Raw genomic sequence first — 14,029 nt, forward strand, 5'->3', positions numbered from 1 at the left:
ATCCTCACCTACGCAAATGTAAATGAGGAAATCTTTATTATTTTGTCCCAAAAACGTATTTTACGACCTTTCCATTAGCTTTATTCTCGTTCTGAAAGTCTCGCTCGATATAAATGTCGGTCACTCTCATAGACTCATCAACGTGGTTGAGTGCTGCATGGACAGTGAATTTGTCTATGCCAACCTTGTTAATGGCTAGGGTAGCCCATGAATGTCTTGCAGCGTAAAACTCCAAATCATCTATAGCTAATTCTGAGCCAATTTCTTTCAAGCCTCGATTTATCGCCTTATTGAAGCCTTTGTCGTTTGCGTAATATTGATAGAAGTTGAAGACTCGTTTGCCAGATTTGTCTCTGTACTTCTCAATCAAAGGTTTCAGCATTGGAGGAACATCAACCACCATCTTCGCCTTGTCATTTCTACGTGCTTTTGTCTTGGTTCTGTAGTATGTCAGCTTACCATCTTTGTAATCTGTCACGTTATAAAGGTCAACAGAGTTCATGCCGATTAGCCCAAAAGATAAGATAAAGCAATCTTTAGCTAGGTCGTATCTGCACGTCCCCTTGATTCCTTTACTTGTATTCCTATATGGAAGAGCATAAATCTTCTTGATGGTGGCTTTATCAAGTGCTCTCTTTCGGGTTGCCTCCTGTTTCGGAATCTTGAAATTATCGAAAGGGGATGATGGAATAAGTATCAAACCATTGTCGTAGTTATTGTATTCCTTCTGTGCCTCCTTAAATAGGTGTCGTAAACTGCCTAAATATAAAGACATCATTCTGTTAGATGGAACACGCTTCCCTGCTTTCTCCAACTTCTCTATTTTAGCTTCTCTACATTTCTTTATATAATCAGCATATCCTGTGATAAAGGATAAATTGATTTCTGAAATGTTGAGGCTGTCACGTCCAATAAATGAAGTGAGTGAGTTGAGAACGGTCTTGTAATTGTTTGCTCCTTTTATGGTAGCCTTAGCTATCCACTTTCTGGAAAAGTCGATAAAGTCAATCTCCTTGTCTTTCATATCCTCAAACTTTAGGTGCTTGAAAATATCATCAAGAGAATAGCTGTTTAAATCAACCTGCATTTCATTGCACTTGTTCTTGTACCCTTGTACTAAGTTCTCAATCTCTTTGTAAATCTTGGTTGTTTTCTTGAAATCTCCAGATTTAGTTAAGTCCTTTGGAGAAACGAAAAGACTCGATGATAGTCTCTTCACCTTACGATTGAGCGTAAAGCGTATCTTTACATTGTAAGTACCATTTGCTTTAAGCTCTCCTTTTTTAATTTCTGCTTTGATTGTCAGCATGTTACGTTTAATTTAATTAGTCAACAATCAGTCAACAATGTAGCAAATAAAGAGGAAAAGCTCTGGTGGTTGTATTTCTTAATCCAGAAAGGTCTAGAAACAAAAATAGGTTAAGTATCTAATATTCAGATGCTTAACCTTGTGGACCAGCTAGGGCTTGAACCTAGGACCTCCAGATTATGAGTCTGTTGCTCTAACCAACTGAGCTACAAGTCCGTTGAATTTTTATTAAATTCGAGTGCAAAGATACTAGATTTTGGGCAAATAACCAAATAAAATCTTAAAAATTTTCTTAGAATCAGAAAAATAGCGTATCTTTGCACCAAATTATGTGCGCACACGTGCGTATGTACTTATTAATCGTACAAAAAAGGAAAAGAATTTCTATTCAGAAATGGACATAGACAAAAATAAAAGAATCGGTCTTACCGATGAACAAGTTAAACAGAGTAGGGAACAGCATGGCAAGAACGTGCTTACCCCTCCTCAACGTACTTCATTATGGAAATTGTATTTGGATAAATATCGCGACCCGATTATCCAGATACTTCTTGTGGCGGCTTTTGTATCCCTTATCCTTGCTTTTATCGAAAAGAATTTCATGGAGACCATCGGTATCTTCGTGGCAGTTTTCCTTGCTACTACCGTGGGCTTCTACTTTGAGCGCGATGCTGCCAAGAAGTTTAATCTGCTCACGGCGCTCAGCGAAGAGCAGCCGGTTAAGGTGCGCCGCAATGGTAAGGTGATGGAGATTCCGCGCCACGATGTGGTGGTGGGAGATGTAGTGCTCGTAGAAGTGGGCGACGAGGTGCCTGCCGATGGAGAACTCATCGTCTGCAACGACCTGCAGATTAACGAATCTGCCCTTACGGGCGAACCTGTTGCCGAGAAATCTCTGGAAGGCGGTGGCGATGGTGCCTATCCTCGCAACGTCATCCTCCGTTCTACCATGGTGATGAATGGCAGGGGCGAGTTCGTGGTTACTGCCGTGGGCGATGCTACCGAGATTGGTAAGGTAGCGAAGAAATCTACCGAACAGACTTCGGTGGAGACACCGCTTCACATGCAGCTCGACAAGTTGGCTAAGATGATTTCCAAGGTAGGCTCTGTAGTATCTGTGGCAGCCTTCTTCATCTTCCTGATTCACGATATCCTCACCAATCCGGTATGGGGCGGCAAGGATTATTTCTATATGGCAGAAATCGTGTTGAAATACTTCATGATGGCTGTTACCCTGATTGTGATGGCGGTGCCGGAGGGATTGCCGATGGCGATTACCCTTTCTCTGGCGCTCAACATGCGAAGAATGCTGAAGTCGAACAATCTGGTGCGCAAGCTCCATGCCTGCGAAACCATGGGTGCCGTTACCGTGATCTGTACCGATAAAACCGGTACACTTACCCAGAACAAGATGCAGGTGAGTGCCCTGGAACTCAAGCAGGGCGATGAGGCGCTGCTCGATACTGCCATTGCCCTCAACTCTACAGCCGAGTTGAATGACGGCAAACCTATCGGAAACCCTACCGAGTCGGCTCTCCTGCTCTGGCTCGATGCCCAGGGCAAGGATTATGAAGAACTCCGCAAGCAGGTGAACGTGCTCAAGCAGTTGCCTTTCTCTACCGAGAGAAAGATGATGGCAACCTTGGCAGAAGTTGATGGCGAGACCTATCTCTTCGTGAAGGGTGCGCCTGAAATCGTGATGAAGAAATGCATCATCGAAGATAGAATGCTGAGACAGTCAGCCGAAGAACTCGATGAGTGGCAGCATAAGGCGATGAGAACCCTGGCGTTCGCCTATAAGAAGATAGAAGCTTCTATCATGAGAACTTCCAGAACCTCTACTGCCGAAGTGGTAGCACTTCTCGATGCCAACGACCTTCAGTTGCAGGCCATTGCAGCCATTGCCGATCCTATCCGTCCGGATGTTCCTGCTGCCGTGCAGGAGTGCCGCCATGCGGGTATCGAGGTGAAGGTGGTTACGGGTGATACGGCTGCCACCGCTTTGGAGATAGGCAAGCAGATAGGTGTCTTTGAAGATGAACCTGAGAATATCGGAGCAGATGGCTCTCTGACCTCGCTCGACCAGCAGATGATTACGGGCGAACAGTGGGAGGCTCTTTCTGACGAAGAGGCTTACGAACGGGCGAAGGATATCCGTGTGATGAGCCGTGCTCGTCCTACCGATAAGCAGCGACTGGTGGCCATGCTCCAGAAGCGTGGCGAGGTGGTTGCCGTAACAGGCGACGGTACCAACGATGCTCCGGCGCTTCACTATGCTCACGTGGGCTTGTCGCTGGGTTCGGGAACTTCCGTGGCTAAGGAGGCTTCGGATATGACCCTGCTCGATGATTCCTTCAAGTCTATCGCCAATGCCGTGATGTGGGGACGCTCGCTCTATCGCAACCTGCAGCGCTTCCTCTTCTTCCAGTTGGTAGTAAACGTAGCAGCCCTCCTGCTGGTGCTTGGCGGCTCAGTTATCGGAACTGAAATGCCGTTGACGGTAACCCAGATTCTTTGGGTGAACCTTATCATGGATACCTTCGCAGCCTTGGCACTTGCCTCATTGCCTCCATCTCACGAGGTGATGAAGGATAAACCACGCAAGGCATCCGATTTCATCATCAACAAGAGCATCGGTTTCGGTATCCTGTTCTGCGGCATCGTCTTCTTCCTCGTTATGTTTGCCCTGCTGGTTTACTGTGAGCGCAGAGGCAAGGGTGGCGTAGATGTGCATGAACTGACCATGTTCTTCACCACCTTCGTGATGATTCAGTTCTGGAACCTCTTCAATGCCAAGGCGCTGATGAGCCATCATACTGCATTCCGCCATTTCCTGAAGGATAAGGGAATGATTCTGGTGCTTGTACTGGTATTGGTGGGTCAGTGGATTATCGTAACCTTTGGTGGCGAAATGTTCCGCACCACACCATTGTCGCTCCATGAGTGGCTGCTCATCATCGGCTCAACCTCCGTTGTACTTTGGGCGGGCGAGCTGTGGAGAGCTTTTAAGAGAATGATAGCAAAGAGAAGATAATCCATCGGAGTTCTTCTTCTGAAATGAATGTTAAAGACAGTCCTTATGAATACAATACATTATAACGATATCGTGCAGTTGCCGCCTTGTGTGGCAACGATTGGTTTCTTCGACGGGGTGCATCGGGGACATCAGTTCCTGATTCATCATCTCGTAGAGACGGCACGAAAGGATGGCTTGCAATCTACCGTCATCACCTTTGATGCGCATCCCCGCAAGGTATTGCAGGCAGATTATCAGCCAGAGATGCTGAGCACACTCGACTCCAAACTGCTGCTGCTTTCGAAGACAGAAGTGGATAATGCTGTGGTGCTGCATTTCGACAAGGCGATGGCTGCCATGTCGGCAAGAGAGTTTATGCAGCAGGTGCTCCACGACCATCTCAACGTAAGGAAACTCTTCATCGGCTACGACCATCGCTTCGGTCACAACCGCGAGGAGACTTTCGAAGATTACGTGCGCTACGGCAAGGAGATGGGCATCGAGGTAATCAGGAACGAAGCCTTCCAGATAGATGGCATCAACATCTCTTCTTCCGTCATCCGCTCTTTCCTGAAAGAGGGAGAAGTGGAGATGGCAGCCCGGTGCCTCGGTTTCCCATACACCCTCATCGGAAAGGTGGTGAATGGATTCCATGAAGGCAGAAAGCTCGGTTTCCCTACAGCCAATCTCGACATCTCTCACTTCGGACAGCTGATTCCTGCTCCTGGTGTCTATGCCGTAAGGGTAAGACTGGAGAATACGGTGGTATGGAAACGGGGAATGATGAATGTGGGCAATCGCCCAACCTTCAATGGCAGACAACTGACGCTAGAGACGCACATCTTCAATTTCGACGGGGATATTTATGACCAGCTCTTGCTCGTAAGCTTCGTGAAGCGAATAAGGGGCGAACAGAAGTTTGACAGTCCCGAGGAGTTGGCGGCGCAGCTGAAAGAGGATGAGCAGACCGTGCTGGATCTCTTTGAAAAGGAAGCGGAATGATAGCGAGAATGCTATTAAACTATAAACGATTAATTATAAACAGTAAAAGCAATGGCAAAGATTAATTTAAAGAGAGGTTTGACGGATATCGTCCTCTACCTGATTATATTTATAGTAGTACAGATTATCGTGATGTATGCTGGCGCAGGAATCTGGGCGGGCATTAAGGGCGAAGGTTACCAGGCAACGCTCCTGGCTGTCAGTTCGGGCAGCAATCCTATCCTGATGGCGCTTACCTCAGCGTTCAGCAACGTTATCACCCTCGTCATCTTCCTGAAGACGAAGTGGACACCGCTGACCCGCGATTATCTGCTTTCCAAGCCTTGGGCAACGCTTCTCTGGGTGGCATTGTTCGCCCTGGGAACCATCATTCCTCTGGAGCTCATATATGAGCAGATAGGCATCGAGATGGACGAGAATGCCGAGCAGATACTCGCATCGCTCATGAAGGAGCCTTGGGGTTATGTGGCTATCGGCGTTCTGGCGCCTTTTGCTGAGGAGGTTGTGTTCCGTGGAGCCATTCTCCGCACCCTGCTGGGTCTTATGAGCAAGAAGAACCATTGGGTAGCCATCATGATTTCGGCTGCCATCTTCGGTCTGGCTCACGCCAACGTAGCGCAGTTTGTCAATGCTCTCCTGCTGGGCTTACTCCTGGGTTGGATGTATTATCGCACCAAGAGTCTTGTTCCGGGCATCCTGCTCCACTGGGTGAATAATACGATGGCGTATGTCCTGTCCAATATCATGCCTCAGAGCGATGGCAAACTCATCGACCTCTTCCATGGTGATGACAAGACCATGTATTATGCCGTAGGCTTCTCTCTCTGCATCATGATTCCAAGTTTCATACAGCTGGTTATCAGATTAAAGAAGGTGAAGGCTTAAGAGATAAATAAACGAGTAAAAAGGTTACCTGGATGGGTAGCCTTTTTTCAGATATATAACCGGATAGATAAGTAGATTTTATGAAGATTATAGAAAGCAGTATCATAGGAAAGAAGAGCCAGGAGGCTTGTGAGGATGGAATGGTAGTTACCGATGATTTCATCGCTGTGATAGATGGCAGTACGAGCAAAACGCCGAAGCATCTCAATTCTGATATGAAGAATGGAAGATACGCCATGATGCTTATCTCGGAATATATCCGGGAGGAACTGAAGGCGGATGCCTCGGTAGATGAATTCTGCCAGGGCGTAACGGCGTATATATATAATAAGGTGTATGAAAAGTTTGGGGTGGAAGAGCGGTTGAAGGAGCATCCGGAAGAGCGGCTTACCGCCTCGGCTATCCTTTATAGCCGGACAAGGAATGAAGTATGGATGGTGGGCGATTGCCAGGCAATCATTGATGGAAAACTCTATGAGAATGGCAAGCCTTATGAGGAGAAAATTGCCCGTAAGAGGGTAGAGTTGATAGAGCAGGGCCTTTCGCCTGCTGAGGCTAGAAAGCAGATAGAGCCATTGCTTATCAAGGCGATGCTTTTGGGGCAGAACCAGACCTATACGGTTATCGATGGATTCCCTATCTATCGGGAGGGAGTGAAGGTTGTCTCTGTTTCAGACTCTAGTTCTGTTCAGGATTCTGTTCCAGCATCAGATTCTGTCCCTTGCTCTGACTCCGCTTCTGCATCAGATACAATTCCATCTTCTTCCTCCGAGATAGTCTTGGCGAGCGATGGCTATCCGTTCCTGAAGCCAACCTTGGCAGCGAGTGAGGCTGCATTGGCAGAGCAGATTGCCAACGACCCTCAGAACATCCATTCCTTTATCGCCACCAAGGGCATCGTAGAGGGCAATAAAAGCTTTGATGATAGAACTTATATCCGATTTGTTTATTGCCAGTAAATAAAAAAACGCAGATTTATTTATTGGCAATAAACAAAAATGGCTGATTCCGCCAGAAAAAAACAAGCCGGACAAATTGAATTTGTCCGGCTTGTTTGTCCGGAAGTTTGTAACTGTCAAATAATCAGAGATTTATAAGTCGCCGGACAATTTGTCCGGACAAATTCAATTTGTCCGTGTTATTTTTTTAGCATGAATTTGTAAAGAAAAGCAAGGATTTCCATCCGGTAGGCGATGTATTCCCAAGAAGAAAACGATGACTTCTGCACCGAGAAACGGTGAGTTTAAGTGGAGAAAACTATGAGTTAGGATTATTAACATAAAACTCTAAAGCAGCCAAAGGAGAATAAGAGAGGTTGGAACGTAAACAGTTGGGAATGAGCAGATTTGCACAAAGTTGCCAAATCGCCATAAAGCAAGCGAGTGAGGAATATTGAAGTAGTTCAGTTACTAAATCGTGAGCCACAGTTACCTATGCAAAGCAGGTAACAATGCGGAAAGGCAACTTTGTGCATCAACGGATTTTATTGCGCTGATTCTCAATGTTTTGCGTATCAAGGAACGCTTACAAAATGATTATATTTGCACACTCAAAATGTAAGCGTTATGAAAATCGAAAAATTCAAGGTGTTGCTCTACCTAAAAAAGAGCGGAAAGGACAAGAATGGAAAAGCTCCCATCATGGGACGCATCACGGTGAACAGGACTATGGCGCAGTTCTCCTGCAAGTTGTCTTGCTCTCCATCGCTTTGGAATCCTCGTGCCAGCCGATTGGAGGGCAAGAGCAAGGAAGCCGTGGAAACCAACAAGGACATCGAGCAGTTGTTGCTTTCCATCCAAAAGGCATTCGATGTGCTTGTGGAAAAGAGAACGGACTTCGAGGCTAAGGATGTCAAGGAGGCTTTGCAGGGCAGCGTCAAGACACAGACCACCCTTCTCTCCTTCGTGGACGAGCATATCAGTGAACTCAGCACCCATGAGGGCATCGATATGTCGAAGAGCAGTGTCTGGACTTACAGAAAGATTCGCAAGAATCTCGCTGAGTTCATCAGGGAGAAGTATAGGTTGACTGATTTGGCTTTCGGACAGCTGACCGAGCCTTTCATCAGTGACTTTCACCATTACTTGCTTGACGAGAAAGGCTTTTCATCAGGAACCATCACCATCTATGTGTCGCTCTTCAAGAAGATGTGCCGCATTGCCTTTGAGCGAGGCTTGTGCAAGAACCTGCTGTTCGCCCATTATCGGGTTGGCACTCCAAGGGTTACGACACCCAAGGCTCTCAGCATGTCTGATTTCATAAAAATCCGTGATGTGGAACTGCCCGAAGACAAGCCGAGACTATCCGTTAGCCGTGACCTGTTCCTTTTCGCCTGCTATGCAGGAACAGCCTTCATAGACACCGTTTCCATCACGAAAGCCAATGTCAAGGTGTTGGAGGATGGTGACAAATGGCTCGTCTATAACCGCAAGAAGACCGGAACACTTGCCAGGGTGAAACTCCTGCCCGAGGCGTTGGAGCTGATGGCGAAATACGAGGACGTGGCAAGAGATACCCTTTTCCCATTGCTGAGCACGAATCGTGTTCGTATCGATCTCATCACCATCTGCAAGTTGGCGGAAACGAGCAAGACCTATTCCTACCATTCGGGACGACACTCGTTCGCCAGCCTCATTACGCTGGAGGCTGGTGTGCCGATGGAGACCATCTGCAAGATGCTCGGTCACAAGGATGTGAAGATGACGCAGCGGTATGCGAGAGTGACCCAGAAGAAGCTGTTTGAGGACATGGACAAGTTCATCGCTGCAACCGAGAAGGACTTCGTTCTCGCATTATGAACAAGGCTTTCAACTTTTCTTTTTACAGTTCAACTACATTATTATATTATAAGGACAACAACTATGAGCAGAAGTACATTTTCAATTTTGCCTTACATCAACAGACAGAAGGTGAAGGCAGACGGAACAGCCAACATACTTTGCCGCATCACCGTTGACGGCAAAAGCGCAGCCATTTCCACAGGCATATCCTGTACACCACAGGAGTGGAACGCCAAGAAGGGAGAGGTACGGAATGCAAGGGACAACGGACGATTGGCAAGTTTCCTTGCTGAGGTCAAGGATAAATACAACTCACTTCTTACCGCCAATGGCATCATCACCGTGGAAATGCTGAAGGCTGTGTTGAAGGACAAGGACACGACAGGAAGGTTCTTGCTGAACTTTGGTGATACCATCGTGGAATGGTATCGAACCTCAAAAGCCAGACAGACCTTTCTGCACAAGCGGACATGGCAGAAGAACCTGAGAGCCTTTGTCCATTCGTTGGATAAGGACGACATCGCCTTTGAGGACATAGACGAGAATTTCGGGGAGGAATACAAGCTATTCCTGAAACGAGACCAGGGACGTATCGACAGCTACGTGAACCATTGCCTTCTCTGGCTGAACATGTTGATGTACAAGGCAGTGGACAGGAGCATTATCCGCTTCAATCCCATAGCCAGGATAGGGTATGAGAAGAAGGCAGCCCCGAAGATGACCCATATCAGCAAGGCAGACTTCATCAGGATGCTCTCTACCCCGATGGCTGACGAGCGAACGGAGCTTGCACGCAGATGTTTCATTTTTGCCTCGCTCACCTCCTTATCCTATATAGATGTAAAGAAACTGTACCCTCACCATGTCAGTGAGAACTCCGAGGGTAGGAAGTTCATCCGCAAGGAAAGAGAGAAGACAGGCGTGGAGTTCTTCGTGCCACTCCATCCGATAGCCGAGAAGATTCTTTCGCTCTACAATACCACGGACGACAGCAAGCCTGTTTTTCCACTGGGTGAGAAGAAAGACATCTATCTTGATGTGCATACCCTTGGAATGGTGCTTGGCATAAGTAATAAGTTGGGATTCCACGCCAGCCGCCATACATTCGGAGTCTTGATGCTCAACGAGGAAATTCCCATCGGCAGCATAGCCAAGATGATGGGACACGCAGACATTACAAGCACACAGGTCTATGCGCAGGTGACGGAGCAGAAGATTTCAAATGACATGGATAAGCTTATTGCCAAGCGAGAAAGGAACAGATTGTCGAACGAAAAAACTATTGGAAAATGAACAGAGGAGTTATAACTATCAGCGAGAGCGGAACGGTATCCATGCCGACCGATACTGTATGGATGACCATGCAGGAGATTGCCGACATGTATAATGTGTTCGGCTGCTATGTGCGCAAGGCTGTCAAGGCTATATTCAAGGATGGCATTCTGAAAGAGCAGGGTGTACACCGTCATGTCAGGAAGAACGACCGCATCAGCTATGATGTGTATAGCCTTGAACTCGTCATTGCGGTAGCCTTCCGTATTGACAGCATTGAGAGCAGAGCCTTTCGGGAGTTCATCATGCAGTCCGTCATCGGCAAGCAGACAAGCCGCACGAAACTGGTCTGTATCTTTACAGAGAACGCAATGGCATAGACCTGCCATAAAGCAACGTTCCTTGGAGGCTTTGCGCCTCCAGCCACTTGGGCGAACCACCGCAGTGTGTTTTAGCATGGTATTAGATTTATACAGGTAACACAAATGATACCCGGCAAACACGACCAACTCGGTATAGCCAATAAAACGAGGCGACAACCTATAACAACCACGCTCGGTAAGTTATACGTTGTCGCCTTGTTCATTTCACCCCACTCATCAAGGACATGTATTTCTCCTACAAGCCCTTCATTCTGTACGCCTCACGATAGTTAGCCATCAGAATCTTCTGAATGTCGGACTCGCGGTAGAGTATCTTTCCGCCAAGCTGGATATACGGGATGACACCGTTGTTTCGGTAGTCCTGCAGGGTTCTTCGGCTCAGTTGCAGCCTGGCACAAAGCTCCTTGTCCGTCATGAAGCGCTCACCATCAAGCATGGGACGGTAGTTCATCACGGCACGTTCAAAATTGTCAACCATTCGGTTGAGGTGGTTCACGATGTGGTTCATCCACTCGCTGTTTCTTGTCATTACTTCATTGCTCATAGTTGTCTCGTTTTATTGTTGATACTTACGTTACTCGTTTTACTTGCTGCATTGGATTAAGTGGCTGTTGTATATTGACAGCCTAACCTGTGCGCTTGCGAAAGCGCATGTCCTTTTTCTTGTCCTCCACTACTGCTACGATAGCCATCACGTCCTCCGGCTTGTAGTAGGTCTTGTGGCTGATTTGCGTATAAGCCAAAGTTCCGTTGTCCCGAAGCGTCTGCACTGTCCGTGGGCAGATGTTGAGCGTCTGACACACGTCCTGCGTGTCGAGCCACTTGTTCATGGTCTTGTCCTCACTGCGCTCACGGATTCTGTCCATGCGCTTCACGAAGTTCTCCAACTGGGCATCAAGATAGTTGAATGCCTCTTCCTCGAATACGATGAATCCCATACTTTTCTTTTTTCTAAGTTAATACTATGTTATATGTCGCAAAGCTCCACGCATATGCTGTGCTCCACGTTTGTGAGTGCAAAGATAAGGCACGGCAATCTAAAAACAAGCGTTTTCAATTTCTGTGGCAGTATGTTGCCGGGGTTTGCCGACTTCAACGCCAAAAACAACAAGAAAAACTTGCACGACTGCAACGAATACATGAACAATGATGAGTTGAGAAATACGTTGAAGTTCTCACAACTATCTCGGTATGCAAATAAGCAAGCCACAACTAAATTGCCACGTTACACCCAATCAGTTGCATGGCTGCACTCAGTACACTTACTTTGCACCCGACAATCGGTCAATGGTGCAAACCGTGACCACTATACTAACAAATAAAACAGCATAAGCTATGGCAAGAACAAAAGATGCAGTCTTGGCTCCTGAGCAAAAGGAGCTGATGGAAAAAGAGTATTTGGATTTTGTTAAACCATCTACGTATGGCAACAAAGCCAATCCAAGTAGTTGTGATTCTCTCTATGATGATGTAGAGAACCCAGAGTTGAGAGCAATTGTAGAGAAAGTTGCTGCAACAACTCCCTATAGAGAGGAAACATCAACGAACGAGGCTCAATCGCCACCGAATCCGCTGAAGCGCATCAGCGGCAAGCAGCGCAAGGCGACATTGGAGGAGTATCAGCAGACCTTCCTCCAAGTTCCAAGGATTGACGACCGCAAGCCGGTCTTCGTCAGTTCCGATGTACGAGACCGTCTTGATCGTGTCGTCCGCATCCTCGGAGGGAGACGCATGAGCGTATCGGGCATCATCGAGAACATCGTGCGCCACCACCTAAGCCTTTATGAAGAGGACTTCGAGGCTTGGCGCAAATTGTGAGAATTAAGGTCTGCGACCTTGGACGTGGATAGCTGAAAGGCTGTAGTTCCAACTAACGTGTTCTGAGAGGGAGCGAGGTTATGTTTTGGGAATCCCAAAACGCCTCGCTCCACCATGAGGGCGGAGATTTTTTGCTCCCGACGGTCGCAGAAAGTGAGTGTACCAACTGTAAACAGTATATCGAATGACAAACGTACAGGAACAGAATAGGAGAAAGGGCGGAAGACCGCCCACGGGCAGGGTTCGCAAGCTCTCGAAGTCTGTCACGGTGAAGTTCTCAAAGCCAAGCTACGAGGCTTTGAGACTGAGGGCGAGAAAAGCCAACTGCAAGTTGGCGGAGTACATCCGTGAGTCCGCCTTGAACGGCGAGGTGGTCAGCGGACACAACGCAGAGACGGTAGCCATCGCCAAGCACCTCATTGGCATGGCGAACAACCTCAACCAACTTACCAAGCTGTCGCATCAGAGAGGGTTCCAGGAAACCCATGTGTATGTGGTGGACTTGTTGAGAAGATTGAAAGCAATCCTTGGCGAGTATCGCCAAGCAAGTTATAAACCGAAGCTAAGCAGTATGGGCAGAAAGGAGGATACCACATGATAGGCAAGCTAAAGAAGGGCAGCTCATTTGGTGGTTGCATCCGCTATGTTACAGGCAAGGACGAGGCGAAAATCATCGCCTCAGATGGCGTGTTGCTCGGCACGAATGCCGAGATGGCTCAAAGTTTTGAGCTACAGAGGCAGCTAAATCCAAGAATTAAGAAGCCTGTGGGACACATTGCATTGAGCTTCAAACCAGAGGACAAGCCACGTTTGACGGATGAGTTCATGGCTAAGATAGCCCTTGAATACATGCAGATGATGGGCATCACCGATACCCAATTCATCATCGTAAGGCATCACAATACGGACAATCCACATTGTCATATCGTGTACAACCGCATCAAAAATGAGGGCAAGCTCATATCAGACAGGAATGATTACAGGCGTAATGAGCAGGTGACCAAGGCTCTAAAATCCAAGTATGGATTGACCTGCGGAACGGACAAGAGCAATACTAATACTCGCAAGTTACGCAATGCTGAGCGTGCCAAATACGAGATTCACAATGCCGTCAAGGATGCCTTGAAAGGCGCTGATAGTTGGCAGAAGTTCAAGAATGAACTTGCAAAGCGAGGTGTTCTCTTGGAGTTAGTCTATAAGGACAAGGAGCGAACCAAGGTGCAAGGCATCCGATTCTGCAAGGACGGATATAGTTTCAAGGGTACGCAGATTTGCAGAGAATGCAGCTTTGGCAAGTTGGATGCAAGACTTGGCACAGAGCATAATCGTGTATCGCCAAGAGCCGAATCTATGCAGGGAGGACAAACAAGTTGTCACCAAGTAGAACAGACTCAACCAACGGCAGAACATACCCAAGACCCTTGGGGCGGTATTTCTTCCATTGGACTTTTTGCTCCAGCCAATGCTCAGACCTTTGAGCAATTCCCAGAGGATGAATCATCCAAGAAGAAAAAGAGAAAACGCAGAAAGGGCTTCAGCCTTTGATGCAAGTTACAGACTTAAA

General features: G+C 47.3%; 13 protein-coding genes and 1 tRNA gene. 10 read left to right on the forward strand and 4 right to left on the reverse strand.

Annotated elements, in window-relative coordinates:
- Window positions 1-37 precede the first annotated feature (37 nt).
- Both ONT19_RS12660 and ONT19_RS12665 read right to left on the reverse strand, forming a co-directional pair.
- On the reverse strand, window positions 38-1,309 hold the full coding sequence (locus tag ONT19_RS12660) for a site-specific integrase (RefSeq protein ID WP_264952116.1): 1,272 nt from the start codon (window positions 1,307-1,309) through the stop codon (window positions 38-40).
- A gap of 142 nt (window positions 1,310-1,451) precedes the next feature.
- Window positions 1,452-1,525: transfer RNA gene (locus tag ONT19_RS12665), tRNA-Ile, on the reverse strand.
- Window positions 1,526-1,703: 178 nt separating this feature from the next.
- Here ONT19_RS12665 and ONT19_RS12670 point away from each other — a divergent pair.
- From ONT19_RS12670 to ONT19_RS12700, 7 genes are all read left to right on the forward strand, one after another.
- Window positions 1,704-4,343: a calcium-translocating P-type ATPase, PMCA-type gene (locus tag ONT19_RS12670; RefSeq protein ID WP_264952117.1), complete on the forward strand. Its 2,640-nt coding sequence runs from the start codon at window positions 1,704-1,706 to the stop codon at window positions 4,341-4,343.
- A gap of 45 nt (window positions 4,344-4,388) precedes the next feature.
- Complete coding sequence (locus ONT19_RS12675) at window positions 4,389-5,327, forward strand: bifunctional riboflavin kinase/FAD synthetase (protein ID WP_119237944.1); 939 nt, start codon at window positions 4,389-4,391, stop codon at window positions 5,325-5,327.
- A gap of 51 nt (window positions 5,328-5,378) precedes the next feature.
- Window positions 5,379-6,212, forward strand: coding sequence for a CPBP family intramembrane glutamic endopeptidase (locus ONT19_RS12680; RefSeq protein WP_264952118.1), 834 nt, complete (start codon window positions 5,379-5,381; stop codon window positions 6,210-6,212).
- Window positions 6,213-6,292: 80 nt separating this feature from the next.
- Window positions 6,293-7,171, forward strand: coding sequence for a hypothetical protein (locus tag ONT19_RS12685; RefSeq protein WP_264952119.1), 879 nt, complete (start codon window positions 6,293-6,295; stop codon window positions 7,169-7,171).
- 606 nt (window positions 7,172-7,777) lie between these two features.
- The gene (locus tag ONT19_RS12690) at window positions 7,778-9,010 is read left to right on the forward strand and encodes a phage integrase SAM-like domain-containing protein (protein ID WP_264952120.1); all 1,233 of its coding nucleotides are present in this window, start codon (window positions 7,778-7,780) and stop codon (window positions 9,008-9,010) included.
- Window positions 9,011-9,073: 63 nt separating this feature from the next.
- Complete coding sequence (locus ONT19_RS12695; RefSeq protein ID WP_264952121.1) at window positions 9,074-10,285, forward strand: site-specific integrase; 1,212 nt, start codon at window positions 9,074-9,076, stop codon at window positions 10,283-10,285.
- Window positions 10,282-10,644, forward strand: a complete 363-nt coding sequence (locus ONT19_RS12700) for a hypothetical protein (protein WP_264952122.1) — start codon at window positions 10,282-10,284, stop codon at window positions 10,642-10,644. The genes ONT19_RS12695 and ONT19_RS12700 overlap by 4 nt, the downstream gene beginning before the upstream one ends.
- Before the next feature lie 238 nt (window positions 10,645-10,882).
- Here ONT19_RS12700 and ONT19_RS12705 read toward each other — a convergent pair whose 3' ends face one another.
- Window positions 10,883-11,191: a helix-turn-helix domain-containing protein gene (locus ONT19_RS12705; protein ID WP_025066990.1), complete on the reverse strand. Its 309-nt coding sequence runs from the start codon at window positions 11,189-11,191 to the stop codon at window positions 10,883-10,885.
- Between the two features lie 82 nt (window positions 11,192-11,273).
- The gene (locus tag ONT19_RS12710; protein ID WP_008656559.1) at window positions 11,274-11,585 is read right to left on the reverse strand and encodes a helix-turn-helix domain-containing protein; all 312 of its coding nucleotides are present in this window, start codon (window positions 11,583-11,585) and stop codon (window positions 11,274-11,276) included.
- A gap of 397 nt (window positions 11,586-11,982) precedes the next feature.
- Here ONT19_RS12710 and ONT19_RS12715 point away from each other — a divergent pair, with 397 nt between their 5' ends.
- The 3 genes from ONT19_RS12715 to ONT19_RS12725 all read left to right on the forward strand — a co-directional run bounded on the left by ONT19_RS12715 (window position 11,983) and on the right by ONT19_RS12725 (window position 14,010).
- A complete protein-coding gene (locus ONT19_RS12715) occupies window positions 11,983-12,465 on the forward strand; it encodes a DUF3408 domain-containing protein (RefSeq protein ID WP_218433792.1) in 483 nt (160 codons plus the stop codon).
- A gap of 184 nt (window positions 12,466-12,649) precedes the next feature.
- Window positions 12,650-13,063 (forward strand): MobC family plasmid mobilization relaxosome protein, encoded by a 414-nt coding sequence (locus ONT19_RS12720; RefSeq protein ID WP_264952123.1) that lies wholly within the window; start codon window positions 12,650-12,652, stop codon window positions 13,061-13,063.
- Window positions 13,060-14,010, forward strand: coding sequence for a relaxase/mobilization nuclease domain-containing protein (locus tag ONT19_RS12725; RefSeq protein WP_234564731.1), 951 nt, complete (start codon window positions 13,060-13,062; stop codon window positions 14,008-14,010). The genes ONT19_RS12720 and ONT19_RS12725 overlap by 4 nt, the downstream gene beginning before the upstream one ends.
- The last annotated feature ends 19 nt before the right edge of the window (window positions 14,011-14,029 follow it).

Origin of the sequence: Segatella copri (assembly GCF_026015625.1) — a bacterium.
GTDB classification, from domain to species: Bacteria; Bacteroidota; Bacteroidia; order Bacteroidales; family Bacteroidaceae; genus Prevotella; species Prevotella copri_H.